At 61.0% G+C, this 26,999-nt stretch carries 28 protein-coding genes; 12 read left to right on the top strand and 16 right to left on the bottom strand.

What is annotated here, in order from left to right; all coding sequences use genetic code 11:
• Positions 1-32: 32 nt before the first annotated feature.
• Both ABUH87_RS02805 and ABUH87_RS02800 read right to left on the bottom strand, forming a co-directional pair.
• A protein-coding gene (locus ABUH87_RS02805) for an IS3 family transposase (RefSeq protein WP_367769135.1) occupies positions 33-1,204 on the bottom strand; the annotation gives its coding sequence in 2 pieces (ribosomal slippage) (positions 33-952 and positions 952-1,204; 1,173 coding nt in all).
• A 61-nt stretch (positions 1,205-1,265) separates the two neighbouring features.
• Positions 1,266-1,847 carry a DUF6338 family protein gene (locus ABUH87_RS02800; RefSeq protein ID WP_367769132.1) on the bottom strand — a complete coding sequence of 194 codons (582 nt, stop codon included), beginning with the start codon at positions 1,845-1,847 and terminating at the stop codon, positions 1,266-1,268.
• Between the two features lie 32 nt (positions 1,848-1,879).
• Here ABUH87_RS02800 and ABUH87_RS02795 point away from each other — a divergent pair, with 32 nt between their 5' ends.
• On the top strand, positions 1,880-2,911 hold the full coding sequence (locus ABUH87_RS02795) for a DUF4062 domain-containing protein (RefSeq protein ID WP_367769128.1): 1,032 nt from the start codon (positions 1,880-1,882) through the stop codon (positions 2,909-2,911).
• On the opposite strand, the gene ABUH87_RS02790 is transcribed toward ABUH87_RS02795, so the two are convergent.
• From ABUH87_RS02790 to ABUH87_RS02745, 10 genes are all read right to left on the bottom strand, one after another.
• Positions 2,894-3,280, bottom strand: coding sequence for a hypothetical protein (locus ABUH87_RS02790; protein ID WP_367769125.1), 387 nt, complete (start codon positions 3,278-3,280; stop codon positions 2,894-2,896). The two genes, ABUH87_RS02795 and ABUH87_RS02790, sit on opposite strands and share 18 nt — an antisense overlap.
• Positions 3,277-3,645, bottom strand: coding sequence for a hypothetical protein (locus ABUH87_RS02785; RefSeq protein WP_367769122.1), 369 nt, complete (start codon positions 3,643-3,645; stop codon positions 3,277-3,279). Before ABUH87_RS02785 ends, ABUH87_RS02790 begins: the two co-directional genes overlap by 4 nt.
• On the bottom strand, positions 3,609-4,574 hold the full coding sequence (locus ABUH87_RS02780) for a phage minor head protein (protein ID WP_367769119.1): 966 nt from the start codon (positions 4,572-4,574) through the stop codon (positions 3,609-3,611). The genes ABUH87_RS02785 and ABUH87_RS02780 overlap by 37 nt, the downstream gene beginning before the upstream one ends.
• Positions 4,571-5,053 (bottom strand): DnaT-like ssDNA-binding protein, encoded by a 483-nt coding sequence (locus ABUH87_RS02775; RefSeq protein WP_367769116.1) that lies wholly within the window; start codon positions 5,051-5,053, stop codon positions 4,571-4,573. The genes ABUH87_RS02780 and ABUH87_RS02775 overlap by 4 nt, the downstream gene beginning before the upstream one ends.
• On the bottom strand, positions 5,050-5,370 hold the full coding sequence (locus tag ABUH87_RS02770) for a hypothetical protein (protein WP_367769112.1): 321 nt from the start codon (positions 5,368-5,370) through the stop codon (positions 5,050-5,052). The genes ABUH87_RS02775 and ABUH87_RS02770 overlap by 4 nt, the downstream gene beginning before the upstream one ends.
• A 202-nt stretch (positions 5,371-5,572) precedes the next feature.
• Positions 5,573-6,472 carry a major capsid protein gene (locus ABUH87_RS02765; RefSeq protein ID WP_367769109.1) on the bottom strand — a complete coding sequence of 300 codons (900 nt, stop codon included), beginning with the start codon at positions 6,470-6,472 and terminating at the stop codon, positions 5,573-5,575.
• A 24-nt stretch (positions 6,473-6,496) separates the two neighbouring features.
• Positions 6,497-6,802 carry a hypothetical protein gene (locus ABUH87_RS02760; RefSeq protein ID WP_367769106.1) on the bottom strand — a complete coding sequence of 102 codons (306 nt, stop codon included), beginning with the start codon at positions 6,800-6,802 and terminating at the stop codon, positions 6,497-6,499.
• An 8-nt stretch (positions 6,803-6,810) separates the two neighbouring features.
• On the bottom strand, positions 6,811-7,992 hold the full coding sequence (locus tag ABUH87_RS02755) for a hypothetical protein (RefSeq protein ID WP_367769103.1): 1,182 nt from the start codon (positions 7,990-7,992) through the stop codon (positions 6,811-6,813).
• A 181-nt stretch (positions 7,993-8,173) separates the two neighbouring features.
• A complete protein-coding gene (locus ABUH87_RS02750; RefSeq protein ID WP_367769099.1) occupies positions 8,174-9,856 on the bottom strand; it encodes a terminase large subunit domain-containing protein in 1,683 nt (560 codons plus the stop codon).
• 792 nt (positions 9,857-10,648) lie between these two features.
• Positions 10,649-12,385: a tyrosine-type recombinase/integrase gene (locus ABUH87_RS02745; RefSeq protein ID WP_367769095.1), complete on the bottom strand. Its 1,737-nt coding sequence runs from the start codon at positions 12,383-12,385 to the stop codon at positions 10,649-10,651.
• A 475-nt stretch (positions 12,386-12,860) separates the two neighbouring features.
• Here ABUH87_RS02745 and ABUH87_RS02740 point away from each other — a divergent pair, with 475 nt between their 5' ends.
• The 3 genes from ABUH87_RS02740 to ABUH87_RS02730 all read left to right on the top strand — a co-directional run bounded on the left by ABUH87_RS02740 (position 12,861) and on the right by ABUH87_RS02730 (position 14,723).
• Positions 12,861-13,649 carry a nucleotidyltransferase family protein gene (locus ABUH87_RS02740; protein ID WP_367769092.1) on the top strand — a complete coding sequence of 263 codons (789 nt, stop codon included), beginning with the start codon at positions 12,861-12,863 and terminating at the stop codon, positions 13,647-13,649.
• Complete coding sequence (locus ABUH87_RS02735) at positions 13,633-14,361, top strand: metallophosphoesterase family protein (RefSeq protein WP_367769090.1); 729 nt, start codon at positions 13,633-13,635, stop codon at positions 14,359-14,361. Before ABUH87_RS02740 ends, ABUH87_RS02735 begins: the two co-directional genes overlap by 17 nt.
• Before the next feature lie 83 nt (positions 14,362-14,444).
• Positions 14,445-14,723: a hypothetical protein gene (locus ABUH87_RS02730; RefSeq protein WP_367769087.1), complete on the top strand. Its 279-nt coding sequence runs from the start codon at positions 14,445-14,447 to the stop codon at positions 14,721-14,723.
• Between the two features lie 343 nt (positions 14,724-15,066).
• Here the strand turns inward: ABUH87_RS02730 and ABUH87_RS02725 are convergent, their stop codons facing one another.
• Together ABUH87_RS02725 and ABUH87_RS02720 are read right to left on the bottom strand one after the other, a co-directional pair.
• Positions 15,067-15,486: a PaaI family thioesterase gene (locus ABUH87_RS02725; RefSeq protein WP_367769084.1), complete on the bottom strand. Its 420-nt coding sequence runs from the start codon at positions 15,484-15,486 to the stop codon at positions 15,067-15,069.
• Positions 15,486-17,174 carry an FAD-binding protein gene (locus ABUH87_RS02720; protein ID WP_367769082.1) on the bottom strand — a complete coding sequence of 563 codons (1,689 nt, stop codon included), beginning with the start codon at positions 17,172-17,174 and terminating at the stop codon, positions 15,486-15,488. Before ABUH87_RS02720 ends, ABUH87_RS02725 begins: the two co-directional genes overlap by 1 nt.
• Before the next feature lie 171 nt (positions 17,175-17,345).
• Between ABUH87_RS02720 and ABUH87_RS02715 the strand changes: the two genes are divergently transcribed.
• Entirely contained in the window at positions 17,346-18,155 is an 810-nt protein-coding gene (locus tag ABUH87_RS02715; protein ID WP_367769079.1) for an enoyl-CoA hydratase/isomerase family protein, read from the top strand.
• 394 nt (positions 18,156-18,549) lie between these two features.
• Here ABUH87_RS02715 and ABUH87_RS02710 read toward each other — a convergent pair whose 3' ends face one another.
• Positions 18,550-18,885, bottom strand: a complete 336-nt coding sequence (locus ABUH87_RS02710; protein ID WP_367769076.1) for a hypothetical protein — start codon at positions 18,883-18,885, stop codon at positions 18,550-18,552.
• A 265-nt stretch (positions 18,886-19,150) separates the two neighbouring features.
• On the opposite strand from ABUH87_RS02710, the gene ABUH87_RS02705 reads away from it, so the two are divergent.
• Entirely contained in the window at positions 19,151-19,753 is a 603-nt protein-coding gene (locus ABUH87_RS02705) for a response regulator transcription factor (RefSeq protein WP_367769162.1), read from the top strand.
• On the opposite strand, the gene ABUH87_RS02700 is transcribed toward ABUH87_RS02705, so the two are convergent.
• Positions 19,743-20,372, bottom strand: coding sequence for a hypothetical protein (locus tag ABUH87_RS02700; protein WP_367769073.1), 630 nt, complete (start codon positions 20,370-20,372; stop codon positions 19,743-19,745). The two genes, ABUH87_RS02705 and ABUH87_RS02700, sit on opposite strands and share 11 nt — an antisense overlap.
• 644 nt (positions 20,373-21,016) lie before the next feature.
• Here ABUH87_RS02700 and rpsL point away from each other — a divergent pair.
• From rpsL to rplC, 6 genes are all read left to right on the top strand, one after another.
• Positions 21,017-21,388: a 30S ribosomal protein S12 gene (gene rpsL / locus ABUH87_RS02695; RefSeq protein WP_103728300.1), complete on the top strand. Its 372-nt coding sequence runs from the start codon at positions 21,017-21,019 to the stop codon at positions 21,386-21,388.
• A gap of 139 nt (positions 21,389-21,527) precedes the next feature.
• A complete protein-coding gene (rpsG, locus tag ABUH87_RS02690) occupies positions 21,528-21,998 on the top strand; it encodes a 30S ribosomal protein S7 (RefSeq protein WP_367769070.1) in 471 nt (156 codons plus the stop codon).
• A 135-nt stretch (positions 21,999-22,133) separates the two neighbouring features.
• Positions 22,134-24,206, top strand: a complete 2,073-nt coding sequence (gene fusA / locus ABUH87_RS02685) for an elongation factor G (RefSeq protein ID WP_367769063.1) — start codon at positions 22,134-22,136, stop codon at positions 24,204-24,206.
• A 93-nt stretch (positions 24,207-24,299) separates the two neighbouring features.
• Positions 24,300-25,490: an elongation factor Tu gene (tuf, locus tag ABUH87_RS02680; RefSeq protein WP_367769060.1), complete on the top strand. Its 1,191-nt coding sequence runs from the start codon at positions 24,300-24,302 to the stop codon at positions 25,488-25,490.
• Positions 25,491-25,622: 132 nt separating this feature from the next.
• The gene (rpsJ, locus tag ABUH87_RS02675; protein WP_353985287.1) at positions 25,623-25,934 is read left to right on the top strand and encodes a 30S ribosomal protein S10; all 312 of its coding nucleotides are present in this window, start codon (positions 25,623-25,625) and stop codon (positions 25,932-25,934) included.
• A gap of 309 nt (positions 25,935-26,243) precedes the next feature.
• Complete coding sequence (gene rplC, locus ABUH87_RS02670; protein WP_367769057.1) at positions 26,244-26,999, top strand: 50S ribosomal protein L3; 756 nt, start codon at positions 26,244-26,246, stop codon at positions 26,997-26,999.

The raw sequence follows: 26,999 nt of genomic DNA, 5'->3' as shown, positions 1-26,999 counted from the left end.
TGACCTGACCCCCAGCTTTCCTCCAGCTGGGATTAGAGCCGGGCGGTTGTTTTGCGCATGAGCGCGGTTGAAGCAATGGGCTGCGCAGCGGAGCCCGTAGGGCGTAGCGGAGCAGGCCATTGCTGTTGCAGTTCGGCGGCGAACGCCGCCGGGGTGTCGTATCCAAGGGCCGAGTGCGGCCTCTCCCGGTTGTAGTCTTCCACCCACGCGGCGATCTCGGCGCGGGCGTGATCGAGGCTGAGGAAGAGCGTCTCATTGAGCAGCTCATCGCGCATGCGGCCGTTGAAGCTCTCGACATAGCCGTTCTGCATCGGCTTGCCGGGCGCGATGTAGTGCCACTCCACGCCAATTTCCCCGCACCATGCCAGCACGGCGTTGGAGGTCAGTTCCGTGCCGTTATCGCTGACGATCATCCCCGGCTTGCCACGCTTCGCGATCAGCTCGGTCAGCTCGCGCACCACCCGGCGCCCGGAGATCGACGTGTCCGGCACCGCTGCCAGGCACTCCCTGGTCACGTCATCGACGACGTTGAGCACACGGAACCGCCGGCCCGACGCCATCTGGTCGTGCACGAAGTCCAGGCTCCAGCGTTGGTTCGGCAGGGCCAGAACCGGTGCCGGCGCCCTCGCGCCGATCGCACGTCTGCGGCTGCGCCGCCGCCTGACAGCCAGTCCTTCCTCCCGATAGATCCGCTGGGTCTTCTTCCGGTTGATCATCACGCCCTCCCGGCGCAGCAGGATATGCAGCCTGCGATAGCCGAACCGCCGGCGTTGGTTCGCCAGCTCGCGCAGCTTCTCTCTCAATTCGGCATCGTCGGCCCGCGTCGAGCGGTAGCGCACGCCCTTGCGATCGGCACCAACGACACGGCACGCCCGCCGCTCGCTCATCCCGTGGCAGGCCCGGAGATGAGCCACAGCTTCCCGCTTGGCGGCGGGCGTCACCACTTTTTTGACAGAAGATCCTTCAGCGCAGCCTGGTCCAGCATCGCATCGGCCAGCAGCCGCTTGAGCTTCGCGTTCTCGTCCTCGAGTGCCTTCAGCCGCCGAGCCTCGGATACCTCGAGCCCGCCATACTTCGACTTCCAGTTGTAGATCGTCGCTTCCGACACCCCGTGCCGGCGTGCCAGGTCTGCGGTCTTCGCCCCTGCCTCGGCTTCCTTCAGCACGCCGATGATCTGCTCTTCTGAAAACCTCTTACGCTTCATCTCGTCCGTCCTTCCATGGACCGGACTCTAATCGAGCGTGGAGGAAAATCAGGGGGTCAGGTCAGGGCGGATCAACAATGGTCCATGACCCATTCTCCCCAACTTGCCACATCTGTGATATGAACACATCTCTATCGCCGGTGATTGATGATGCGAAGGAGCCTTCCACCCATGCTCCAGCGATCACCGTCCCGTCATTCAGATGTACGAGAACAAACGACTGTGGGCGTTTGCGGAAGGTGTAGTCCCAAGCGGTCGGCGTGTGATGGACCGGGCGTAGCCCCAGTCTTTCGGTGAGCGAGTAGAAGCGCTCTGACTGGTCGAAGTACACCAGAGCGAACCCAACTAGCAGGGGCAACATGAAAAAGAGGGTGAGCTGCCAGAGCCAGGGGGGCAACTCTAGGCCACCATCAACGTGGAATAGCGGGTATGCCGCCGCGCTGTAGGCAACGGATACCACGGCGTAGCTCACTGTCTTATCGGTGAGCTTAGGCGGCACCGTATCTCGGAAGCGGTCGCGCACCCATAGGATCATGATGCCTGGAGCCAATAAGCCAGTCAGCTTAGTGATCTCGCTTGCGCTGGGAAGGTCTACCATCTCGGCTTCTTTGCCGAGACCTTCGCGATGCACAATGCCGTGCATACTCTCAGCGCTTCTATTGACCTGGGAAACAGGTGATTGAAAGCAGTTGCTTCCATACTCTGAACGGGCGCGGCATGCAAAAAAAGTATCAGATCTTCGTTTCGTCCACCTTTCGGGATCTCGCTGACGAACGCCAGGATGCCATACGAAGCATTCTAGACCTCGGGCACATTCCGGCAGGCATGGAGCTTTTCCCCGCCGCTGATACTGAACAACTCTCTTACATCAAGAAGGTCATTGATGAGTGCGACTATTACGTGCTCATCATGGGAGGTCGGTATGGCTCCTTAGATGAGGAAGGTGTCAGCTTCACTGAGAGAGAATATGATTACGCTGTGGAGACCGGCAAGGTCGTGCTCGCGTTCGTACATGGAGACGCATCCATGATCCCCGTAGGCAAGAGCGATACTGCGCCTCGCCTTGTAGAAAATCTCGATCAGTTTCGCGATAAGGTCATGTCTGGCCGCCTAGTAAGGCAATGGACTACCAGGGAAAACCTAGACACAATGGTAGTCAAGTCCATTGCCCGCGCTACACAAGAATATCCAGCAGTAGGTTGGATAAGGGGCGATGCAGTAGCAAGCGAAGATCTTCTTACGCAAATCAATTCACTTCGAAACGAAAACGAAGCGCTACGTCAAAGTTTAACGGAGATTAAGCGAAGCCAAACACCTAAGATCGATAACTTAGCGCCGCTCTCCACGCAAGTGACGTTACGGTATCACTACAACGTATATCACGGCGGATTTCCTACGGAGCATTCGTCAAGCTTCGTCGCCACATGGGAGGAGTTGTTTAAAGCCATAGCTCCCTCGTTTCTCTCTGCCGGTTCTAGAAATGATGTGGCGGGGGGCATCCACACGTTGGCTAAAGAGGTAAAGCAGATCCAAGCGACACCACGCGTTTTTTCAACCGATGTTGCAATGGTCGAAAACCAGCTGTTCGCGTTGGGGCTTATTAAGTATCTGGATCACGTCTCGGTAGCGGGTGGCCCTGGTAAGGGGATCGTCTTAACCGAGCGGGGACGCGCGCAGCTTACCGAGCTTCTAGCCGTTCGTGCATGACGCATTCGCCTCTATCAGCGCAGCGCCGAAATCATCGGCTCCGGCCTTGTCGCGCTTGGTTATGTCGCGGCTGTGTGCAGCCATGCCGAGCTTGATCAGCACAGCACTTAAAGCAGCGACGTTCCGGCGATAGGGTTCTTCCTCGATTGGCTTGCCCTCTAGCAGGTCAGCCGTGAAGCGCTCGCACAGCGTTGCCAGCGTGGCGGCGTTCAGAAGCAACAGCCGGTCGGAGCCAGACGGGTTGCGCTGGAGCTGGCCGGCAAGGTCGCTGGCAAGGGTTCGGAAGCGCTTGGCTTCGGTCGTGCGGCCATCGATCTTTCGCCCGCCGATGATCAGCGGTTCGTTTGCAAAAGCGTCCAGGTCGGTCATGCTGCGAGCGCCCTTTCTGCCATGGCATTCACGATCTTCCAGAGCCTGCGCCCTGGTTCTGCGTCTGCCTGCGCAATGATCGCAAGGGCTGCGCTACGCATGGCTATTGGGTCCACGTCCGCCCATGCACAGACTTCGTGAAAGTCGCGGTCGGCATCATGGAACCATCGGCGCGCGTCGATGATCGCGTGAGGATCCGGTGCGGCGCTCTTGCCTACGGCTTCCTGCAAGGCGTTAATGATCACAGCCTGAAACAAGCGCAACTCTGGCAGCTCTGCCTCGGAAGAGTCGTCATCAGCATGCAAGTTGGATATGAGCGGCAGGTGCCTCATGTTGATGGCTTCAATGTCGCCTTGCAACGGCATCCATGCTCCAGGGGCGGCGTGAAGCATGGGCCTAGTGGTGTGGCGAAAGGCTGATCAAGCGGTACGCCGTTAGGGTTCATGCCGGGAACTTGAGCATGGGACACGCGGACACGCTCATCGCCAGCGGTGCGCCAGTATCGGCGTTGGTTGGCGGGTAGCGCGCCGAAGGCTTGTGCGATCTGCCAACCCGTTAGCTTGGCGGATTCTGCGATCTGGTGCGCAGCATTGCCGGCAACAGCTTTGGTGCGCGCGTTGCGCAGGGCCTTGGCGTGGCGGTCCAGGATGGCTTCGGCTTGCTTAGCATTGGTGCCTTGGTGGATCGCCTTAACAAGCATCTGGCGCTGGCCCGCGGTGATGTTGCCGGCAAGCGGGGCGAGTATGTCGGCAGCTTCCAGCCGGGGCTCGGCAACGTGCAGCACCAATGCGTCGCGGATCGTGTTAAGCGAGCGTGCTTGATTCCGCGAAAGGCCCATGACGCGCCGGATCTGTGCAGCGCGGCTGTCGGGATCGCCGGAGGCAGAAAGCATGCGTTCAGCGGTTGCGCGGACGGCAGCGGTGTTCTCGGAGAGGTAACCGGCGCGAAAGGATTGGATTGCTGTATTGCGCGCGGTCACGGCATCGGCGCCGTTGGTGTTGGCGACGTGGCCGGCCTGCGCTCCGGCAAGAGCCAGGATGGCAGCGAAGAACGACGCGAGCGCAGCGGTGTCCAGGGCAGCGGCAAGCGCGCCCTCTTCCGGCTCGTCTGTGTCGAGAAGCAAAGCAAGCTGATTGCGCTCGTGGTCGGTCGCGCCGTCTTCGTCGGCTGCGGCCATGTTCGCGCTGACTGCATGCCAGTTGATCGTTGAGTCAGCGTGATCCAGCGCCGCGTCGATTGTCTCTTGCAGCTCGGTCTCGTGGCTGGCGGTGAGCTGGTCGATATGGTCGCTCATAGCTTCACCTCCGCGACATTGGCAGACGACGCGCGCAAGTGCGGTTCGATGAGCCGGCGGACGTGTTTGGGAAGTTCGTCGGCAATCGTTGGGAAATACATAGTGATGCTGTCGCCAAGCATCCGCTGCATGACTGGCGCACCGGCGTGCTGCCCTTGCGTGAGCAAGTGAATGGCAAGCTCGACACAGGCAGTCAGGATCGCGGCAGGCGTCTCTACAACCAAAGGATAGCCGGCGGGGCAGCGCTCGGGGACGCGAGGCCACGCAAGCGGCTGTGTCGGTGCGGATGGTCCGCCCTGCCAGCGCATGCGATCTAGCAACGCCGTTGCAGTGATCAGCGCCTTTGATCGGGTCTCTTCAGTTGCGCTGTTCCAGGAGCCGGTAAACAGGCGGGTTGCGGCGATTGCTTCGGCATCCTCCAGGCTCAAGTAGGAGTTCACGCCGGCAATGGTCGTCCAGGTGGGCAGCGGGTCGGTCACGTCAAATATACCTTGGTTAGAACGCCATCGGGAAGCGTGCGACGTTCAAGGCGGACAACCTTGAGCGCTTCGCCTTGGGGCACCTCGAAAGTGCTGCCGATGGTGACGGCGTGCGGGTGATCGATCAGCCACACGGTTGCGGTGGCGTTGGGCATGTCTTCACGCGAAGCCGGCCCGAGCACTCTGCCGGGGCTGTAGACGACGCGGGCGCGGTGTTCGGTTGTCGTGCTGCTCTGGAGCTTTCCGAACACGTCGCGCTTGCCAGCATGTTGCTGGCGCACTGTGTCAGTCATGAGGGGCAGAAGGTCAGCAAGCATCGGGCACCTTGGAAGTGGATCTGCCAGCCACGCACCTCGGAGTTTGATGCCGCTGGCTTTCGGGGTTTTGTTGCGCAGGCACTCGCCGAATAATCCTGCACCGGAGCAAGCTCCGGCCCCTTCCCACTCCGATGTGCGCGGCGGGCACCCTTTCCAGCGCATCGGATAGTGTGGGACGCTTCACTTGCCCGCCGGGGGAAACTTATGCGGCCTTCACGCCCTTGAGGCGGGCAGCGGACTTCGGATGCTTGATCACGAAACCCGAGTACCACTCGGTACGGGTGCGCAGCGCCGGCTTGTCATCGACTTCACCAAGGTCACGCGCTTCAATGGGCTTCGTCTGAATGCCGTGCATGGTGTCGGCGCCGAACCGGACAGCATAGATGCTGGACGTGTTGTTCGCGGTGCCCTGAGTCTCGTCGAACGCCAGAATGTCCGCTCCGGTCTCGTCTTCTTCGATGAGCCCGAACGGCACGCCAGCGTACCCGTCCAGCTCGCGGCCCAACTGATCGGTGCTGATCGTCAGAGCATTAACGGAACGGGCGAGCTGGCGGGCTTTCCGGCGGATGGTCTTGTTCATGAGCAACAGCGACGGGGTGCCGCGCACAGCGTCCACCAGCTCGTCGAGCATTTCGAGCGTGAGCACGTTGCCGTTCGCGCCGGCAGTCAGCACCTGCTCGCCAGCGAGACGGCGGTTCAGGCCATCTAACTCTTTGGGGTTGGTAGCGGTGTTGCCGTCGAAGAACGTGCGCAGCCACGTCAGGGTCGCGGCTTTGGCCGCGAGTCCATCGTGAATGGCGCGCGTGTCATTGTCGCCCGTCTGCATTGCGATCTGGGCAACATCAAAGTCGGAGTCGCCGCCGAGGATCGTCAGCGTCTCGGTCAGCGGGTTGATAACGCCGGTCGACTCCACGTAGCCTTCATTGAAGCCACGGAAAGCCACGCCAGGAAGTGTCTGTTCGCGGTTGTAGGTATAGGCGTTGCCAGCAATGTTGATGAAGGGCAGCGTGGCAAGCACCGGGTTCTCGCGAGCAAAAATCTCGACAACGCCGGAGGTGAGCGGGTCGGGATTCAGCTTTGCCCATTCGTTGATCGTAAGCACTTACAGGTATCCTCTCTTATTCTGTTACTTGCGGTAGCCAGCGGCCATGCGGGCGTAGACCGGCAGGGATGCGGGATTGGGTTCGTTGGGGGTGATCGCCGGCTTGCCAGTGTCAGTCGCAGGCACAGCGGGCTTGGCGTCGAAAACGCCGGTAGCTTTGGCATTGTGGAACCAAGCGAGCTGATCAGCCGGGGAAAGGCTTTCAGGGATCAAGCCCCGCAGGTGCTCGGGCACGCCGGCAAGCACCGTGCTGGCGGTCTCTGCGAGCTGCGCCTTCAAGGTTGCGAGTTCAGCGGCGGCGGGATCGGGGGTCGGGGTTTCGTCTTCCATGTCGGTTCCTACAGGGGCAGCGCGAGCGAGGCGGACTCGTCGCGTCGGGAGAGAAGTTCGCGCATTGCGGCGGCGCGGTCGGGGAAGCCGTCAGGGTTGAGGGCCATCAGCGCGTCGGCTTGCGACCACAGGCCAAGCTCGATTTTCTCACGCGTGTTGGCGAGTTGCTCGGCTTCGGTGAGGCTGTCTTGAAGTTCGGCAAAATCCACGGCCAGGGTCGCGTCATCGGGGATCGTGCCAGGGCGGTGCGTGTTGACCACTGCCTTGAGCACCGCGAACAAACGGGCTTCTGCAATCCGCCATTGTGCGGCGTCGTCCAGGCGTTCTTCACGAAGCTCAATGCGACCGGCGTGCTTGGCGCTGCCAGACTCCGCCACCTTCGAAAGATCGAACACGTCAGAGCCAACGCCGTGTGTTGCAGCGGTCTGGCGCAGCACGAACTCGATTGCCGAAAGGATCGATGCAATCGGAGAGTTGGGGCTGGCGAAGCCGAACTGTGCGCCGTGGGGAAGCGCAATGGCGCGGTCGGGTCCGAACTGCAGAACTTCGTTGGCGCTAATGCCCGTCGCCCATGCTTGGCCGTGGGCTTGGGTCTCAACAGATCGCCACAGGTTGGCCAGGGCGACGTTTAAAGCGTCCTGCGCTTCGATCAGGTCATCGCCGCCAGGAAGAAAGAACTGGTCATCGGGGAGCCGGTCAAACAGCGGCACGAAAGGCAGAACGCCGTACGGATTCGTGTTGCCAGGGTTCCCGTCGATGCGGCGGGGCGCGCCGCGATAGTTCAGGTGGCGGAAGCCGTTGGCCGTCCAGTCTGAATAGGTCACGTCTTCTGCGCGGGTCGCACCGTGGGTAACGATAACCCGCTCCGGGTGCTCCGGGTCGCTATAAAGCACGTCCAGCACGTTGGGGGTGATGACGTTGAGCGTCGGCGTGTCGGTCGCCTCGTGAAAGCCGACTTGCAGCATGGCCGTCTTGCACAGCTTCACATAGCGCGATGCCTTCTTGAACACGGCATCGGCGTTCATGTCGCGATAGAGCGCGTCCATTGCGGCTTGATCCACGCCGGAGAACACGCGGCGGGGCTGGATGCGATATGTGTTGGCGCGGCGGTTTGTGATCGCCCGCACGACATTGATGCTGAAAAGGCGGAACTGTTCGGGCCGCGACCAGCGACGCGCGATAAGCCGCATTAGCTCTTCGGTCTGCCGGTCCCAGTAATAGCGAAGACGACGTGCGCAATCATCCTTGCGATCGCGCGACGAATTTGCTATTCGGACAGTATCAGACGCGAAGAACACAGAGACTACCAATTGCAAGTATAGGAAAGTGTTAGTAGTATAACGCAGATTACCTGCTTAGTCACGAACTTTATCATCGTGGCACCGTGTGTGCGCCAACATTCTTCATTTTTTCCGTAGCAAAAACTTCGAAGTCGACCGGCTGCACCGGCCCGCGTGCTTGGTAGGCGTCGTACAGCCGCGAGGCTTCGCGCATTGATCGGCACTCACGCGCGCACATCGGAACGTGGGGCCCACCGTTCAGCACGCAGGCGGCCACCGCCGGCCCTCGCCCGTTACAGTGGATACCTTCGATCTCGTACGGGTTGAGGGTCACATGCCGTAGCGAGTGCACTGCCCAAGCCAGCGCATGCACGTAGTCATCATGAGCGCCGCGCGGGTGCGTGAACTTGGGCACGGCAGCTTCACCATCAGTGGCCTTGCCGTCCGCGTGCACCTCGAACACCGCCAGTTCGGCAAGTAGATCCTTGAAGGCAGGATGGATGTGGAGGCGCTGTTCAGCGGCGGCTTGGTAGAGCCCCATGAACGCCTGGTACTTCGTCCTACGCGAGGGATGCACCACCTCAACGCCGGAGCTGAACGACTGTGTTGCGGCCCAATCGGCAACGTCTTGCGCGTTGTAGGACTCGAGCGTGGTGCGGCTCATGCCGAAGTCACGATGATATCCACTCAGGCGGCTCTTAATGCCGCCAAGCCGCGACATGAACACGCTGTCGGCATTCAACACGAACACATGCTCGTTTTCGTCCAGCACAATCTTGACGACACATGCCGCCACCGTGCGGTCGCCATGCTTGGAACCGCCGAACGCGCGATCCAGGCCGGCGCCGACGATGTAGGCAGAGCCCGCAGCAAGCGCCTTCACGTCTAGCGGGTATTCATGGGTACAAGCCGCCAGCACGTCCGCCGGGAACAAGGCGCTGGTTGCGTCGCCCCACCGGTTCAAGTGGTATAGCGCGAACTCATGCGGCAGCATCTGGCGCGAGAGCGAGCGCAGCTTGCTTTCGCTAATCCAGGGCGGCGCGTTGCGGCAGGCGTCCTCTAGATCAGCGTAGGAAATATGGCTGAACGCGATGGACATATCAGGGTCGCTCGCGTGGTTCGCCGCCTGATAGAGTTCGTACAGCTTGTTCGATCTGGGAGAGACGGTGCTGTCGATCAGCATCAGCGAACCCGCCGTGTCGAGTAGCGAGCCCGCCAGCGCCGCAAACACTTCATCGCCCTTTGGCGCGGCATGCAGCTCGGAGACTTGGGCGCACGACAGCTTCTTACCCCAGAGGGCGGCGGGGTTGGCGCTGAAAGCTTGGATGGTGGAGCCAGCGGTAGGAAAGTCGATGCGATCACCGAGCACGTTGATGGTGCCAGCCTTCACAAGCCGCTTAAGCAACGGGGTTTGCTCGAACGCCTCTCGGATCGAACGAAAGGCGGTATCAACCACCTGCTTCTCGGAGTTCGCGACCACCGCAACTGTTTCTGTCTGCCGGGTCAGGAACCGCCAAACGATGATCATGGCGGACGTGACGCTCTTGCCATGCCGGCGAGGCCAGCAGAACACCGCGACGGACACGTCTTTGCCGTCCAGTGCCTTCTCGATCTCGGCCTGTTCACGCGGGCCAGGAGCGAACGGCACAAAGCCGCCTGTGCTCGACCGCACGCGCGGCTCGACCTCCGCGAGGAACTTGAAGAACCCAGCGCTGCCGTTTCGCCAGGAGGCAATCGACGCAGCAAGGTTGGCAGTGGACGACGAACGGGACACAGGACACCAGCGGGAAGGTTGTGATCAGACCGCGTAGTCGCGGGATCGCCTTAGCCTCGGCTTGAGGTGCCCATTTCTCGGGCGGGCCGCACTGAGCCCTTCAACGTGTCTTCATCGAGCGCGCGCTATCGTGATCGCCGCAGACGCCGAAGTTTTAGAACTCCGGGAAACTTGTGGATGTAACCCGATCCTCAAGCGGGCGTCATGGGATCGACCATGAACGACGCCGAGTATAGCTCATTTGGAACGGGAAGGGAACAGCTAAGTTGGTCGGAACGCCGCCGCATGATCCGTCCCCGCGCCCTTCCAGGGTCAACGCCGTGAGGTTTCGAGAAAAGTCATCACCCCCTAGCGCGCGTAGCGCGCCCGCGTCACCTGCGCGCATTATGCGCACGCACGCGAATAAGAATTATATATATAATATATCTAACCTAGATTCAGAATCTGATTCTTCTATCCTTCGCTTCGCTCAGGATAGCTGGCAGCTGCGCTGCCTTTTTGTCAAAGTAAGCTAGGTTAGTAAATTCAACCACACACCGCGGAGTTCACAGGACCCCTCGGAGTGCCCTTTTCGTTTTCCTGGTGATCGACGACAAACCGGAACCCTCGGAGGTGAAAACCTCGCAAGATCCTCTAAACGGATAAGGTTCCGCGTAGAGATGCGTCTATTTTGGGCAGAAACCCACCTCAGAACGCGGCGATGGGGTCCGGCTGAACTGGAGGGCCATATTTCCCTCATCGCTCCCTAAGGGGCGTTTACAGGCAAAATAGAGCCTATTCGCTTTTCTGGCTTCATGCGGTCAAATGCGAGAAATCGACGCCATCGAAGCGCACCTGTTCCATCGCTGGCGCCAGGAACTTGACCGTACCTTGCCGAACCGTCCCATAGCCTGCCGTGGTGCTCTTCTGATCATGGCCGAGCGCAACCGCCACCTGATCGTCAACTAGCCCGACTTCATCGCGCAACCTGTCTGCCAACTCATGCCGGAAACTATGCGCTCCCAAGCCATCGCGGCCAGCTTTGATCTTGATACGGGTCAGATAGTCGCGCCAGAACTCGGACGGCTTCGCCCCGATCTGATCACGCTCATTCGCCACCAGTTCGGGGAACAGCCGACTATCACCGCCGGCGCTTCGCCTGCCCTCAACGAACTCGACGAAGCCCAACTCTACCAGCTTGCTATGCGCCACAGTCGCCCGTGACTGGCCTGCCTTCGTAGTCTGCCCCTTCTCCGGCTTGTGATGAATGTCGATCACCCAAACGCCGCTATCGTGCTGCGTCACGTCTTCGGTGCGAAGCTGCGCCGCCTCCCCCACCCTCATGCCGGTGAAGAGGCACAGCATCGGTATCCAGTAACGCCAGTCATTTGCCCGCATGTTGCCAGGGCGATGCTCCTTCCCGTCTGCCTGAAAGCCGGTGAACAGCGGTGACGCGAGAACCGCGTTCAGGCGAGCCGTGCCGAATGGCGGGCGCGGGTTCTTTCCCTTCACGCGCTTGAAGTGCAAGCCGGTGCACGGGTTCGCCACGTCCCACCGCTCTTCGATCAGCCAGGCGAACAGCGGCGAAATCGTCGAAAGGTGCTTGTTGATGGTTGTGAGCGCGAGACAAGGTAAGTCGTGGGCGCGGGCCTTCGCCGCCGCCTCTCGCATGCTCAGCTCGCGCATGTCGGTGCGCTCGCTCCACTTTGGCGGAAGCTGACGCAGTACGTCGCGGTACTCGCGAACATGCTCTGGCTTGATCGACTGAATGGACCGGTCCGGCCCAACGAACCCGGCGAACTGCTCGATTATTTTACGATCCTGAGCGAGCGTGTCGCTGCGCTTTCCATCCTCGGCAAGGCGATGGTCAGCGTACTTATCGAACAGCTCTAGCAAGGTCTCACCCGGCTTTGCCTTGTCGCGCTCGCGCTGGCGGACACGCTCAACAACCGGGCTCGCGACCACGACATCAAGTTCGCCCATGTTCCGCGCATGCTGCGCCTTGAGGTTCGCCAAGCGTGCCCCATTCAACCTATCGACCAACTCGCGGTAGCTGTCGCTGGTGCGATCCAGCTCCACTCCAAACGCCGCCATGGCTTCGGCTGCGAGATCCCGCACAAGTGCATCATCGCCGGTAGCAGTCGCACGGATCTGCTCTTCAAGGTCGCTGCGCACGTAGTTGACGTGAGCTTGGTACATGTGCCGGCCCTTGCCGGCGAGCGTACGGCGTCCAGCGTCGGCATCGGTAAGGGGAAGCTCATAGCCTAGCACCACTGCAGCTTCGTCTAGCTCGTGATCGAGCGGCGCACGGGCCTGCGCCAGTTGCGTTCCCGTCCCCGGCAAGAGGCCCCACCGCTGATCCAACTCACTTGCCAGCCGGCGTGCCAGGGCTTGCGCCTCTCGTCGGTCAGTCGTCCCCAAGCTCTTCTGAATGACCCGTTTCCCCTCGCTGGCCCAGAGGCGCTTTGGGACCGCGCGGCTAAACCAAATCGCGTCGGTGTTCGGACGATGCCAGAGGTAATCGGACTTACGTTGGCGAGAGCTTTTCATGCCCTCCTACATAGCTCATTCGCATCTGTATTGACAGTGATTATTGACAGTTAGCGTGACAGATTGCCCCTCGAAGCCCGCAGAAAACCGCGAATCCGCAGGGTTTCTGTGTCAACACACTTTGCCAGTTCGAATCCTGTCTCCCCGACCAACTTTTCAGCGAATTAAGAAGCTCCATTTTCCACTGCATTTCCTAGCGGGCGCACAGGGGTGTCATCTGTGAACGCCGGCCCGCTGGTCGGCGGTCATCCTAACGCGTGAAGCAGTGCACGCTAGGCGTGTGACAAACGGCGCGTGCGACTGCAACCTTCCGCTAAAGGTGAAAACGCGCTGGCGGGATGAAGCCACTCCTCTGCGGGGGGCGACAGCTCGATGTATTGTCCAAGCCAGCGTCGCCAGCTCATAGCCGCTTGAGGGAACCAAGCAGACGCCCTCGGGTTGATCACAGTCAACTGCGATCGGTTCGGCAAACTTCATGCTCAATCAATGCCCTGAGGCCGAAGCGGCCAGTTTCGAACCACCACCCGACGCGGTCGGTTTCTATTCAGACAGCCTCAAGCTACTTAACACCTGGGATATTCCCTATCTCCTATCAGGCACTTACGCGCTGACGTGCCATACCGGAGTGGTGCGGCCAACCAAGGACATAGACGTCTTCTGCAAGCCAGGCGACGCGCCGAGATTGCTCGCGAAGTTCAAGGCTGAAGGCTATCGCGTCTCCGTGGAGGATGATCGCTGGATCGCGAAAGTGTGGTCTGGTGACCACTTCTTCGACGTCATCTTCAACATGTCTTCTGCATCGGTACCGATCACCGATGCCTGGTTCACGGAGGTCTTCACCGCCGAGATCTACGGCTCACAGGTGCGCCTCACGCCCCCTACAGAGTTCATCGTCTCCAAAGCGTTCATACAGGATCGCTACCGCTATGACGGCGCGGACGTGGCTCACACCATTCTGAGGCAGCACGCACAGATCGACTGGCAGCGGCTCCTCTCTCTGATGGAACTCTATTGGGAGGTTCTTCTCCTCCACATACTGAACTTTCGCTTCATATACCCCACCGAGCGGGACCTCATCCCCCGCTGGCTCTTCGACGTACTGATCGAGCGCATTCAGGCTCAAGCGGAACTGCCGCCGGCAGCTGTTCCGGTCTGTCGCGGTCGGCTGTTTTCTCCGCGCGATTACCTTGTCGATATCAGTGAGTGGGGTTTCGCAGACTTGGTTGGAAAGGGACTGGACGAGAAGCATGAGCGACACACCTAGCCGCCTGCGCCTGGCAGCCATCGGCGACCTTCACGTCACAGAACATGATTCTCAGAGATATCGTGAGCTCTTCAAGGAAATCTCGGACAATGCCGATGTCCTTGCCCTCTGCGGTGATCTGACCAATTTTGGCAAAACGACAGAGGCGGAGCGCCTTGCCGAGGACCTGGTCTCTTGCTCCATTCCCGTCGTCGCCGTGCTCGGCAATCATGACTATGAGTGCGGCCAACCCGAACACGTGTCCCACATCCTTCAGCAAGCGGGCGCGCAGGTTCTCGATGAGCAGGCGGTGGTGATCAAAGATGTGGGCTTCGCTGGCGTCAAAGGCTTTGTCGGCGGGTTCGGTCGCGGCGAACTTGGTGCCTTTGGCGAAAGCGCGATCAAGACCTTTGTCGACGAGGCGCTGAACGAAGCCCGCAAGCTGGAAAACGCCCTTCGCTCACTCCGCACAGAGCGCACGGTCGCCGTGCTGCACTACGCTCCTGTATCAGACACCGTCCAAGGCGAACCGGCCGAGATCTTTCCGTTCCTTGGCTCCTCCCGCTTGGCGGACGCCGTGGACCGCTTCGACAACGTCAAGCTCGTCGTCCACGGCCATGCGCATCGCGGTACGTATGGTGGACGAACCATGCGCGGCGTGCCCGTGTACAACTGCGCGCAGTTCGTCGTCTCGGCACAATTCGGCCGTCCTTACGCGCTCCTCGAGGTGTGAGCGGCAACATCAACGGAACGTTTCCTTGCCCACGTGTGTTGATGCAGAGAATGATCAAGCCGATCTCGGACAGGAGCATCTCCATGAGCGACAACGACGGCAAGTTCCCGCTGCAGGCTAGCGGCGCCGGTCGGCCAAAAGGACGGAACGACGGAGTAGGCACTCCGGTGACGCATGGCCGCAGCGAAAGTGAAAGCCATGGTGGCGCCTATCCCAACCCTCATCAGGGGCAGGACAAGCCCACGAAAGACAAGGACTTCCACGGCGGCCAGAGCGATGCAGCGTATCATGGCACCGGGCAGCTGGGCGAAGACAACGTGGAGGGCCAGACCAACCTCAACTCGGCCACCAAGAGCGGATAGCCGCATCGACGCAGATGGTTCCTGCCCAGCAGACAACGTGCGCAACTCGCGCATCAGTTTGACCACTCACCGACGGTGCGGTGCGCTCGCAGAGGTGCCCTCGAACTCTCGTTGCCCCACCGAACCGCCGGATCGACCTCAGCATAAAAGCTGGGTGTGCTTGCGTCGCACAGGAGACCGTTAGCTAAGACTGGCTGTGGGGAGCTTCAGTTTCGAGAATACTCGCGCCGGGCAGTTCGCCAAGCTTTCCGCAAGCTTCTCCAAGGCAACCGTTTCACCTCCCTTATCTCCCCTCCGGCGGACATCCCGAACCTTCGATACGTCACAACTGCGGACACGAGGGTCAGGGTTTAGGTTCGAAGACGTTGTAGATGGCGTCGGCGGATCCGACTGTCTCCTCCCCCACGCGGAACAAGCCACGCGTAAATACCATGCGGCGCGTTTGCCGCACGAGTTCGGGCGAGCAAAGCAACAAGCTACCGACTTTCACGCCCAACGCGAAGTGGTACTGGAGTTGGGCGGTAGAGCACCACGGGCCGCCGATCGCATCAACGGTCACCACGCCGAGCGCGATGTCGGCGAACGTCATCAGTGCGCCGCCATGGACCATGCCCATGTGGTCGTTAGCGATGGCCGTTCCACATGGCAGGCACACTTCGCGCGCGCCTGGTTCGCCACGCATCCACACCTGACCGATGGCTGCAGAGAAAGCGCGCGTACCCAGAGGCGACCAGCCGGCCGCCTCCAGCTCCTCCGGGTTCATCAAACCTGGTTGCCGAGGCCGGCAGCGTGCTTGGCGGCGATCCAGCCGAAGGTCATCGACGGCCCCACACTGGCGCCCGCGCCCGGGTAGACCTTGCCCATTGGCGATGCGGTGGAAACGCCGCATGCATAGAGCCCCTCAAACGGCGTACCATCGGCCTTCAACACGCGCGACTGACTGTCGCACACGACACCGCCGTAGGTTCCGACGTCGCCCGGCACGACCGGGATCGCGTAAAATGGCCCCTTCTCGATCGTACCCATGCAGGCGTTCGGCCCTTCCTTGAAGAACGGGTCTCCGAGCCAGTTATCATAGGCACGCTCGCCGCGATGGAAGTCCTCATCCTTGCCGTTGCGGACAAAGCCGTTCCAGCGATCGACCGTCCCTTTCAGAGCGGCTGAAGGAACCTTGATCGCGTCCGCAAGCGCTTCCACGCTGTCCGCCTTGCGCATCCATCCGGACTCCAGCCACTTGGCCATGTTCTTCTTCGCCATGCCTTTTCCGGCCACGGCGTATTTGTCCATGTACTGCTGGTCCATGATGGCCCAACTCGGGATCGCTGGCACCGTCTTGTCCCGGATCAGCATGTTCTCGCAGAACTCCTCATAGGAGCCGCCCTCGTTCATGTAGCGCACTCCCGACTGATCGACCTGGATCGCGTGCGGCTTCCCAGTGGTGCTCTGGGTACCCGGCTTGACGTAATCGGTGTCCCAGCCAGGAGCCTCGCTCATCTGAAAGCCGACCATCTGATCCATCTGCCCGAGTGCCGCACCCTTGCGCTCAAGCTCAACGTGCAGATCGCCAGTGTCGGTTTCAATCCCGTTGGACCACTCCTTGCGAGTGCCGGGCATGTACTTGTCCCGCATGGCCTGGTTCTGCGAGAAACCACCGGCATTGATCAGTACCCCGAGGTTCGCACCGATCCGCCAGGGCTTTCCGTCTTTCACGGTAACCACGCCAACGGCCCGACCGCCCTCGAGAATGACTTCGTTAACGGGTGAGTTGACCCGAATGTCCGCGGCGCGCTTTTCCAGCACCGCCTTCAGCATCCGTCCCTGCAACGCCGCCCCGGCGGTGACCCAGTGCTTCCCTGTCAGCTTGCCGAGAACGAAGCGGCCTGCGATTTTCAGGAAGATCTTTTTGATCTCCCAGGAATGCTTCATATACGGAAGCTGCATGCCCTCATCCAGCTTGGCCGGCACTTCCAGAAAGCCCTTCCGCAGCTTGGGCGCCCATTCTTTGCCGAGTTCATTCGTGTCGAACGGCAGCGCGGTCACGGTACGGCTGGTTTTGACGCCGCCCGGCAGTTCATCGTAGTAGTCCGGCCAGAACGTGGATCCACGCTCGAGCTCGACGCCCTGCCCCACGATAAAGTCCAGCATCTTGCGTGCCTCGACCACGTAGGTACGCCGCCGCTCCGGATTGGTGCCGGGCGCGTCAGGCGCATCTTCGACCACGGCGTTCAGGTACTCGACGCCCTTCTCGACCGTATCCTCGCCAGGTTCCATGAAGCGGTTGGCCGGGATCCACATGACTCCTCCCGACTTGCAGGTGGTTCCGCCGACCCATTCCGCCTTTTCGAGGATGACTACGGACTTGTTAGCCTGCTTCATCAGCAATGCGGAGCTCATCGAGCCGGCACCACTGCCAACAATCACCCAGTCAAACGTCTCGTCGAATTGCGCCATCTCTTGCTCTCCCGCCCGTCGCTACGTGCTTGCTGCGCGCTTGTTCAGCACGACCGCGCGCTTCGTGCAATGGCGTGCGGGACCGCTCGGGCGATGCAGCGACGCAAAGATTGCTGTAGCCGATCGCAAATCGATGACTATGACTGCGCCACCAATGAGGGAGATCACGCCATGACCGACACCGCACCGCCGCTTCCCAGCTTCGGCTCGATCGCCATGGCCCGCGAAGGAAGGCTCCTGCGCATCACCCTTAACCGCCCCGAAGCGATGAACGCGGTTAACCTGGAGCTTCATGACGAGCTTCCGCAGGCATTATGGTTCGCACAAGGTGACAGCGGATCCGACGTGATCGTGCTCACCGGCGCCGGACGCGCCTTCTCCGCGGGAGGCGACCTCGACCACATCGAGAAGAACGCGCGCAATCCGCACCTGTTCGACCATGAAGCCCGCATGGCCAAGCGGCTGGTCACCACCTTGCTGGACATCGACAAGCCGGTGATCTGCCGGCTCAACGGTCATGCAGTGGGGCTGGGAGCCACCCTTGCGCTGCTATGCGACGTGATCTTCGCAGCCGAAAACGCCAAGATCGGAGACCCGCATGTGGGGCTTGGCTTGGTGGCTGGCGATGGCGGAGCCATTATCTGGGCACAGCGCATTGGCCTTACCCGTGCGAAGGAATATCTGCTGAGCGGCGAACTTCTCACCGCCAGCAAGGCTGCCGAGATTGGTTTGGTCAACCACTGCGTTCCGCTCGAAGAACTGGACGCGCGCGTGGACGCGTTCTGTGACAAGCTGCTGAATGGCGCCACGGTTGCCATCCGCGCCACCAAAGTACTGATGAACCTGGAACTCAAACGCCTGACCACGGCACTGATCGACGCAGGCATTGCCTACGAGTCGGTAAGCGTCCGAAGCGCAGACCACCTGGAAGGCGTCATGGCTCTTAGAGAGAAGCGCGCGCCGAAATTCATCGGGCGTTAGAGCTTTTCCAAGTTGCCCGCTCAGTCAGCGGCTTGGACAAAGTAGTGATGGGTGATCCGGAGCGTTTCCGCTCAAAGTGGAAACGCTCAGGGCGCGCCTTCATGGCTCGCGCGAGGCTGTCGCGTTACTACCGCCGGCTTTCCCTGATGGCCGCCGTGACCAGAACGGTCGTTGAAAGCAGGATGCCGCAGACCAGTGCTGTGATGCTGAGCAAACCAACTGCGCTCACATCGGCGCGTGCTTGCAATTTCGTGCGCCGTCCCAGGCGGAGGACGGCACTGGCGGCCTGACGATCAGTGAGCATGGACATGGGCCCATAACGCACCGATCGTCAGTTGGTTCTATGACAACATTCCGGGCTGGAACTGATATCGCACCACCGAGCAGCGACTACTCAGGAGGGCCTGACGGGCTCGCCAAGAGCTTGGAACACCGCTGTGTAGCACGTCCCGAAGTCCTGCGCGTCGGACTGCGTCAGCTTCCCGCTCTGTGCGGCCTCGCCCATCTGACCGAGGAAGGCCATCGGCTCTTCGGCCTCAAACTCATAGATCGCCAGGTATGGGTTCGTATCAGAGCCCATCAGCTTGGCCACCAACTCCCAACGGCTCGCTTCCTGAAAACCGAAGGTGTTGACCAGCTCAGGCAAATGAACGTTATTGTACCAGTCGTGGAATTCCTGCTCCCGGCCTGGCTTGGGAGTGGTGAGTGCAATCATCCGCATCTTGACCATAAATAAGGCCTCCTCTCTTTGCCGGGACACCATCGGCAATCGAAGCTGTGCTGGCAAGCCTTGCTATAGCCGCAGAACCAATGAGCAGAGTAGAGGCCCATCTCAGCCATCGCTTGCGTGAAGATCCTGCCGCGCTTCCTCAACCAAGCGCCCCAAGCTTGGCCAAATTTTGATATTTGTCATGTCAAAGAGCAGTTAAGCAAAAGTTCATTATGAACATTTCTTAGGCTTCCCGAACCAAGGGGAAACACGTACGTTGCAGCCCATGCAACGCTATACGACCATTTCGTTGATCGACACGGATTTCCGTCGCCGCGCCGAGCGCATCAAGGCGCTGGAAGGCATCTGCTTTCATGTAGAACCGTTCGAAAGCGTTACAGAGTTCCGCCTTCAGGGAAATACGGAAAGTCTCATCCTCGTGCATGACGAAGGCACGGAGATCGCCGAACTCTTGAGAGATATGCAATTGCGCGACTACTGGGCGCCCATCCTCGGCTATGGCCGGGAGCTGGACTCACTCACATGCTCCCAGCTTATCTTGCAGGGTCTGGTGGGCTATCTGCCCATGCCATTCGATAGGCACGATATCGAGAGGCTCCTTGACAGCTGCGCCGAACAACTCAGGGCTCTGGTCGAGTTGCGGTACGGTGCCGCGGATGCACGCCAGAAGCTCAAGACGCTGACCAAGCGCGAGGCCGAGGTGCTGGAGCATCTGCAATCGGGCTTAACCAACCGCGAGATCGCCACTTCACTGGCGATCAGCCCGCGCACGGTAGAAATCCATCGCGCCAACATGCTCCGCAAGATGGATACGAAGTCGGCGCTGACCGCCATTCGAATGAGCGTTCAGGCCAAGATCAGCCACTAGCCCGCGCTCGATTCAGCTCCTCTGAAACCTCGACTTCGCCCTCGTCAGCCAGTTGCTCGAGGGCGGTCGCCATTTTCGTCAGGCCCTCGTCGCTGAGCCTGAGATATGTTCGCCGCTTGTCGCTTTCGTCGCGCTCGCGGCAGACGAGCTTATGGCGGACAAGTTCGTCGATCTGTCGCAGCGCAGTGGAATGCGATGCGCCCGATGCGATGCAGGCACTGCTGACCGGCACGCGCTTCCCCCTCGCCTCCATAATGAATAGGTCCAGCAGGATATCCCAGGCAGGCTCCCCGAAGATCGCACCGAAGACACGATCGCGCCGCCGACGAAAACGATAAAGCCGCGTTGCTATCTCGAACCAGCGTGAGAGTACGCGCGCACGATCGGCCGATTGCCCCGACGGATTATCCCTATGAACCCCACTCTGCGAGGAGCCCGTGTTCACCCCACGCTGCCCTTCCCTGGACAGAGATGAGCCCGAAACGGGAAGGCCCGAGAAGCACGACGGCTCATCGCCTTCCTGCCGCATCTGTTCTGCCAGCGCCATCAGCTCAGCAGCATATCTCTCCAGCCTCTCACTCGGCATCTTATCGCGCCCGATCCAGGTCTCGAGCCGCATCACACCGCCAGGACTGCGCGAGTTGGCCGGGAGTGCGTGCGCACTCCATCGTACTTGACGCTCTCACCCGCCCCCCTGTTCCCGTCGTCCGACGAAAAGTGCCTCGCATTACGAAGAGCTTCCACGCTGGTCATATGGGGCGAGGAGTTCTCCTGGAGTCAACAGCAGGACTCGAGCTATACCCCATCGGGACATCAGCCCTCGGCAGCACCCAGCAAGGGCAGACCGGCAGGAGCAGCCGAACCGCTGCCGGACCGGCACTTGACCTGGCACATGGAATTGTCTAACGGCGCCCATCCCGAGCGGTTCATTTCGCACGGGTCAATTGCAGAGCTGAACATTGGCGCTGCGCGCTGGACGCATTCTCCTCCTCGGAGAAAACGCTCCTTGCCGCATGCGACAAAGTAATCCGGCGGGTTCGTCGGGTGGAGTGTTTTCGGCTCACGTGATGGCGAGATCCCGTCGATGCGGCGTTAAGGCGCCCGCATTCGATCCGCCCTTTCGTGATACCGTCACCCTTCTCCCTCTTCCCTCCGGCCCCATGGACCGGGGTGCGACGGGTCCGGCCCGGACCCTCTGCGCATGCGCACACGGGGCCATACCCGGGACGGATCCATCGCACTCCATCAGGAAGAAGAGTAGAAATGCCGACGATCAATCAGCTGGTCCGCAAGGGCCGCGAGCCGCAGAAGGCCAAATCGAAGGTCCCTGCGATGGAGCAGAACCCGCAAAAGCGCGGCGTCTGCACTCGCGTTTACACCACCACTCCGAAGAAGCCGAACTCGGCTCTCCGCAAAGTGGCCAAGGTGCGCCTCACCAACCAGCGCGAGGTCATCTCCTACATCCCCGGCGAGGGCCACAACCTTCAGGAGCACTCTGTCGTGCTTATCCGCGGCGGCCGTGTGCGCGACCTTCCCGGTGTGCGTTACCACATCCTGCGCGGCGTGCTCGACACGCAGGGCGTCAAGGACCGCAAGCAGTCCCGCTCGAAGTACGGCGCCAAGCGCCCGAAGTAAGTCTGCCCTGGCGAAGCTCGCCTCGGCTTGTTTCCCGATGCGCTTCAAGCGCAACGCACAGGGAAGCTGGTTGAGAGAGCAGGCTGAAGCTGCAAGCCGGTCATGCATGTGACCGCGGTATTCCGAAGGAATTCAAGAAATGTCACGTCGTCGTCGTCCCGAAAAGCGGGAAATCCTGCCTGATCCGAAGTTCGGAGATCAGGTGCTGTCGAAGTTCATGAACAACCTCATGTACGACGGTAAGAAGTCCGCCGCCGAAGGCATCGTGTATGGCGCGCTCGACACCATGGAAGCCCGTGCCAAGGCCGATCCGGTGCAGATGTTCCATGCCGCGCTGGAGAACGTAAAGCCGCAGATCGAAGTTCGCAGCCGCCGCGTCGGTGGTGCGACCTACCAGGTTCCTGTCGAAGTTCGCCCCGAACGCGCTCAGGCTCTCGCGATCCGCTGGCTGATCACCGCTGCGCGCAACCGCCCGGAGACCACCATGGCAGCTCGCCTCTCGGGCGAACTGCTCGACGCCGCCAACAACCGTGGCAACGCGGTGAAGAAGCGCGAAGACACCCACCGCATGGCCGACGCCAACCGCGCCTTCTCGCACTACCGCTGGTAGTCGGTTCGCCGTGTGCCTCGCCCCCTGTCGGCGCAAGGCACACGGCTCGTCATCGCGGCGTCACACTTTTAATCAAGGGGTTGGAGCCCTATCTCACGCACGGCTCCCACTCCCGTACACCCAAGGATTGATACCATGGCACGCAGCCATCCGCTTTCGATGTACCGTAACATCGGCATCATGGCGCACATCGACGCCGGCAAGACGACGACGACCGAGCGCATCCTCTACTACACCGGCAAGTCCTACAAGATCGGCGAAGTCCACGACGGCGCCGCCACCATGGACTGGATGGAGCAGGAGCAGGAGCGCGGCATCACCATCACCTCGGCAGCGACCACCTGTTTCTGGGGCGACTACCGCATCAACATCATCGACACCCCAGGGCACGTCGACTTCACCATCGAAGTCGAGCGTTCGCTGCGCGTCCTCGACGGCGCTGTAGCATGCTTCGACGGCGTTGCCGGCGTTGAGCCGCAGTCTGAGACCGTGTGGCGCCAGGCCGACAAGTACGGCGTGCCGCGCATGTGTTTCATCAACAAGCTCGACCGCACAGGCGCGAACTTCAAGTACTGCGTGCAGTCGATCATCGACCGTCTCGGCGCCACCCCTGCCGTGCTGTACCTGCCGATCGGCATGGAAGCCGACCTCAAGGGCCTGGTCGACCTCGTGCACAACCGTGCGATCATCTGGAAGGACGAGTCGCTCGGCGCCGAGTTCTTCTACGAAGAGATCCCTGCCGACCTGGCCGACGAGGCTGCCGAGTACCGCACCAAGCTCATCGAGCTGGCGGTCGAGCAGGACGACGACGCCATGGAAGCGTACCTGGAAGGCAACGAGCCTGACGTCGACACGCTCAAGAAGCTGATCCGCAAGGGCACGCTCGGCCACGCCTTCGTGCCGGTCGTTTGCGGCTCGGCGTTCAAGAACAAGGGCGTGCAGCCTCTGCTCGACGCCGTGGTCGACTACCTGCCCTCGCCGCTCGACATTCCCGACGTTCAGGGCGTCAAGATGGACAGCGACGAGAAGGACAGCCGTCCTGCCAAGGACGACGCGCCGTTCTCGGCTCTCGCCTTTAAGGTCATGAACGATCCGTTCGTCGGCTCGCTCACCTTCATTCGCATCTATTCGGGCACGCTCACCAAGGGCAGCTACCTGAACTCGGTGAAGGACAAGAAGGAAAAGGTCGGCCGTATCCTCGAGATGCACGCCAATGACCGCAAGGACATCGACGAAGCCTTCGCAGGCGACATCGTTGCCCTGGCCGGCATGAAGGAGACCACCACCGGCGACACCCTGTGCGCCGAGCGTCAGCCGATCGTGCTTGAGCGTATGGAGTTCCCCGAGCCCGTCATCGAGCTCTCGGTGGAGCCCAAGACCAAGGCCGACCAGGAGAAGATGGGCGTTGCGCTCAACCGCCTCTCGGCCGAGGATCCCTCGTTCCGCGTCTCGACCGATCACGAATCGGGCCAGACGATCATCAAGGGCATGGGCGAGCTTCACCTCGACATCATCGTCGACCGCATGCGCCGTGAGTTCAAGGTCGAGGCCAACGTGGGCGCGCCGCAGGTGGCTTACCGCGAATACCTCGGCAAGCCGGTGGACGTGGACTACACCCACAAGAAGCAGTCGGGTGGTACCGGCCAGTTCGGCCGCGTGAAGGTGAAGGTCACGCCGGGTGAGCGCGGCTCGGGCATCGTCTTCAAGGACGAGATCAAGGGCGGCAATATTCCCAAGGAATATATTCCCGCGATCGAAAAGGGCATGCGCGAGACGGCTGCCTCGGGCTCGCTGGTCGGCTTCCCGATCATCGACTTCGAAATCAACCTCTATGACGGTTCTTACCACGACGTCGACTCGTCCGCCCTGGCGTTCGAAATCGCCGGCCGCGGGTGTATGCGTGAAGTCGCTCAGAAGGCGGGCATCAAGCTACTCGAGCCGATCATGAAGGTCGAAGTCGTCACCCCCGAGGAGTACCTTGGAGACGTCATCGGCGACATGAACAGCCGTCGCGGACAGATCCAGGGCACCGACACCCGCGGTAACGCGCAAGTCGTCGAGGCAATGGTGCCCCTGGCCAACATGTTCGGCTACGTGAACCAGCTCCGCTCGTTCACTCAGGGTCGTGCAAACTACTCAATGTTCTTCTCCCACTACGACGAGGTTCCGGCGAATGTCGCGGCCGAGGTCAAGGAGAAGCTTGCCTAAGGGGCGAGATCATTCTAGGGGCGGCGCTCGATTCCGCGGGCGTCGCCTCAATTTCCCGCAGTTTCAGATCCAAGCGAAAAGAAGGTTTGTAAGATGGCGAAGGCAAAATTCGAGCGGAACAAGCCGCACTGCAACATCGGCACCATCGGCCACGTCGATCACGGCAAGACGACGCTGACGGCTGCCATCACCAAGGTTATGGCCGAGGCATTCGGTGGTGAAGCGGTTGACTTCGCCAACATCGACAAGGCTCCCGAAGAGCGCGAGCGTGGCATCACCATCTCGACCGCACACGTCGAGTACGAGACCGATGCACGTCACTACGCGCACGTCGACTGCCCGGGCCACGCCGACTACGTGAAGAACATGATCACCGGTGCTGCGCAGATGGACGGCGCGATCCTGGTCGTGAACGCTGCCGACGGCCCGATGCCGCAGACTCGCGAGCACATCCTGCTCGCTCGCCAGGTCGGCGTTCCCGCTCTGGTCGTGTACATGAACAAGGTCGATCAGGTTGACGACGAAGAGCTCCTTGAGCTCGTTGAACTCGAAGTTCGCGAACTGCTCAGCTCGTACGACTTCCCGGGCGACGACATTCCGATCATCAAGGGTTCGGCTCTGGCCGCTCTGGAAGGCCGCGACGAGAACATCGGCAAGGAATCGATCCTCGCACTGATGAAGGCCGTCGACGAGTCGATCCCGCAGCCGCCCCGTCCGACCGACAAGCCCTTCCTGATGCCCGTCGAGGACGTGTTCTCGATCTCGGGTCGCGGTACGGTTGTGACCGGCCGCGTTGAGACCGGTATCGTCAAGGTTGGTGAAGAAGTCGAAGTCGTCGGCCTTAAGGACACGCAGAAGACCGTTGTCACCGGCGTCGAGATGTTCCGCAAGCTGCTCGACCAGGGCGAAGCCGGCGACAACATCGGCGCGCTCGTTCGTGGCCTCAAGCGCGAAGACGTTGAGCGTGGTCAGGTTCTCGCAAAGCCGGGCACCGTGACCCCGCACACCGACTTCGACGCCGAAGTTTACGTTCTGTCGAAGGACGAAGGCGGCCGTCACACCCCGTTCTTCGCGAACTACCGTCCGCAGTTCTACTTCCGCACCACGGACGTGACCGGCGAAGTGATCCTCCCCGAGGGCACCGAGATGGTTATGCCCGGCGACAACGTGACGATCTCCGTCAAGCTGATCGCTCCGATCGCCATGGACGACGGCCTCCGCTTCGCTATCCGCGAAGGCGGCCGCACCGTGGGTTCGGGGGTTGTCTCGAAGATCACGAAGTAATATAGGCCCATCTCCCGCAGCGATTGATTCGCTGCGGGACAGGTTTTGAGTCGGTCGCCCCATTCTTCCGGGCTTATTCGGGGAGTGGGGCGACCGCCTTTTTTTAGAACGCTCTTTCTCATCGGTAGGGACATGGAAGCTCAGAACATTCGCATTCGCCTCAAGGCGTTCGACCACCGCGTGCTCGACCAGGCTACTGGAGAGATCGCGGATACCGCCCGCCGTACGGGCGCACTGATCCGGGGTCCCATTCCGCTGCCGACCAAGATCGAGAAGTTCACTGTGCTTCGCGGTCCTCACATCGACAAGAAGTCGCGTGAGCAGTTCGAGGTGCGCACCTATAAGCGTCTTCTCGACATCGTGCAGCCCAACGCCGCTACTGTCGACGCGCTGATGAAGCTCGATCTGGCAGCGGGCGTCAACGTCGAGATCAAGCTGGCGTAATCGCCGCTTTCCGACGCGCAAGTTTTGGTCTAACGGCCACATTCCTTCCGAACCTTCCGGTTCGGCTCCAGCGGGGAGAAAAACCCGCCGAGAGACAGAGCCGCGGCGACCAAACCCCGCTGCGGACATAAGGGATACCTCCGGTCCAGCGCCTTCGGGCAATGGTCGGGAATGCGTCCCCCGTCTCGCTTCCGAAGGCCCACCGGGCTTTTCAGGGAGCACCCAGCCCGGACGGGGGCACGCATCGAACCAGGGCTGGACATGCCTGTCGGGATGGTCTCGGCAGGCCTCTGTTTAGGAGACAGGGTCATGCGTACTGGCGTGATCGCCAAGAAAGTCGGGATGACCCGGCTTTTCCAGGAGGACGGACGGCACGTGCCGGTTACCGTTCTGGCACTGGAAGACAATCAGGTGATTTCGGTCCGCACCACCGATCGTGATGGCTACGTTGCCGTCCAGCTCGGCGCAGGTGAAGCCAAGCAGAAGAACGTTGCCAAGCCGCAGCGTGAGCACTTCGCAAAGGCGCAGGTTCCGTTCAAGCAGCGGGTTGCTGAGTTCCGCGTCGCGGACGACGCCGTCCTCGAGGTCGGTGCTACGATCGCTGCATCGCACTTCGTTCCCGGCCAGCTCGTAGACGTTGCTGGTCACACGCAGGGCAAGGGCTTTGCAGGCGCGATGAAGCGCTGGGGCTTCGGCGGTATGCGCGCCACCCACGGTGTTTCGATCAGCCACCGTGCACACGGTTCGACCGGTCAGCGCCAGGATCCGGGCAAGGTCTTCAAGAACAAGAAGATGGCCGGCCACATGGGCGATCGTCAGCGCACGCAGCAGAACCTCGAGATCGTTCGCGTCGACGACGAGCGCGGCCTGCTCTTCGTGAAGGGTTCGGTGCCCGGCTCGAAGAACGCATGGTTGACTGTCTCGGACGCCGTCAAGGTCGCTCGCCACGCCGAAGCGCCCTACCCCGCCGGCCTGAAGCAGGCCGCCAACAGCAATGACTCGGCTGCCAACACGCCTGCGGATGAAGCCGCGGCGCCAGAGGCGACCGAAGGTCAGGAGGGCTGA

It is taken from the genome of Novosphingobium rhizovicinum, from assembly GCF_040813635.1.
Taxonomy (GTDB): Bacteria; Pseudomonadota; Alphaproteobacteria; order Sphingomonadales; family Sphingomonadaceae; genus Novosphingobium; species Novosphingobium rhizovicinum.
Note: the sequence above shows the minus strand (reverse complement) of the source record. Positions and strands in the feature narration are given on the sequence as shown.

Excerpts from the sequence above, each read along its gene's own strand:
- rpsJ (WP_353985287.1), top strand. The coding sequence starts at position 25,623 with ATGGAAGCTCAGAACATTCGCATTCGCCTCAAGGCGTTCGACCACCGC.
- ABUH87_RS02755 (WP_367769103.1), bottom strand. The coding sequence starts at position 7,992 with ATGCGGCTTATCGCGCGTCGCTGGTCGCGGCCCGAACAGTTCCGCCTT.
- ABUH87_RS02800 (WP_367769132.1), bottom strand. The coding sequence starts at position 1,847 with ATGCACGGCATTGTGCATCGCGAAGGTCTCGGCAAAGAAGCCGAGATG.
- ABUH87_RS02785 (WP_367769122.1), bottom strand. The coding sequence starts at position 3,645 with ATGCCGTTGCAAGGCGACATTGAAGCCATCAACATGAGGCACCTGCCG.
- rpsL (WP_103728300.1), top strand. The coding sequence starts at position 21,017 with ATGCCGACGATCAATCAGCTGGTCCGCAAGGGCCGCGAGCCGCAGAAG.
- ABUH87_RS02700 (WP_367769073.1), bottom strand. The coding sequence starts at position 20,372 with ATGCGGCTCGAGACCTGGATCGGGCGCGATAAGATGCCGAGTGAGAGG.
- ABUH87_RS02710 (WP_367769076.1), bottom strand. The coding sequence starts at position 18,885 with ATGGTCAAGATGCGGATGATTGCACTCACCACTCCCAAGCCAGGCCGG.
- rpsG (WP_367769070.1), top strand. The coding sequence starts at position 21,528 with ATGTCACGTCGTCGTCGTCCCGAAAAGCGGGAAATCCTGCCTGATCCG.
- ABUH87_RS02745 (WP_367769095.1), bottom strand. The coding sequence starts at position 12,385 with ATGAAAAGCTCTCGCCAACGTAAGTCCGATTACCTCTGGCATCGTCCG.
- ABUH87_RS02735 (WP_367769090.1), top strand. The coding sequence starts at position 13,633 with ATGAGCGACACACCTAGCCGCCTGCGCCTGGCAGCCATCGGCGACCTT.
- tuf (WP_367769060.1), top strand. The coding sequence starts at position 24,300 with ATGGCGAAGGCAAAATTCGAGCGGAACAAGCCGCACTGCAACATCGGC.
- rplC (WP_367769057.1), top strand. The coding sequence starts at position 26,244 with ATGCGTACTGGCGTGATCGCCAAGAAAGTCGGGATGACCCGGCTTTTC.
- ABUH87_RS02720 (WP_367769082.1), bottom strand. The coding sequence starts at position 17,174 with ATGGCGCAATTCGACGAGACGTTTGACTGGGTGATTGTTGGCAGTGGT.
- ABUH87_RS02715 (WP_367769079.1), top strand. The coding sequence starts at position 17,346 with ATGACCGACACCGCACCGCCGCTTCCCAGCTTCGGCTCGATCGCCATG.
- ABUH87_RS02740 (WP_367769092.1), top strand. The coding sequence starts at position 12,861 with ATGCTCAATCAATGCCCTGAGGCCGAAGCGGCCAGTTTCGAACCACCA.
- ABUH87_RS02725 (WP_367769084.1), bottom strand. The coding sequence starts at position 15,486 with ATGAACCCGGAGGAGCTGGAGGCGGCCGGCTGGTCGCCTCTGGGTACG.
- ABUH87_RS02790 (WP_367769125.1), bottom strand. The coding sequence starts at position 3,280 with ATGACCGACCTGGACGCTTTTGCAAACGAACCGCTGATCATCGGCGGG.
- ABUH87_RS02760 (WP_367769106.1), bottom strand. The coding sequence starts at position 6,802 with ATGGAAGACGAAACCCCGACCCCCGATCCCGCCGCCGCTGAACTCGCA.
- fusA (WP_367769063.1), top strand. The coding sequence starts at position 22,134 with ATGGCACGCAGCCATCCGCTTTCGATGTACCGTAACATCGGCATCATG.
- ABUH87_RS02770 (WP_367769112.1), bottom strand. The coding sequence starts at position 5,370 with ATGCTTGCTGACCTTCTGCCCCTCATGACTGACACAGTGCGCCAGCAA.
- ABUH87_RS02730 (WP_367769087.1), top strand. The coding sequence starts at position 14,445 with ATGAGCGACAACGACGGCAAGTTCCCGCTGCAGGCTAGCGGCGCCGGT.
- ABUH87_RS02705 (WP_367769162.1), top strand. The coding sequence starts at position 19,151 with ATGCAACGCTATACGACCATTTCGTTGATCGACACGGATTTCCGTCGC.
- ABUH87_RS02780 (WP_367769119.1), bottom strand. The coding sequence starts at position 4,574 with ATGAGCGACCATATCGACCAGCTCACCGCCAGCCACGAGACCGAGCTG.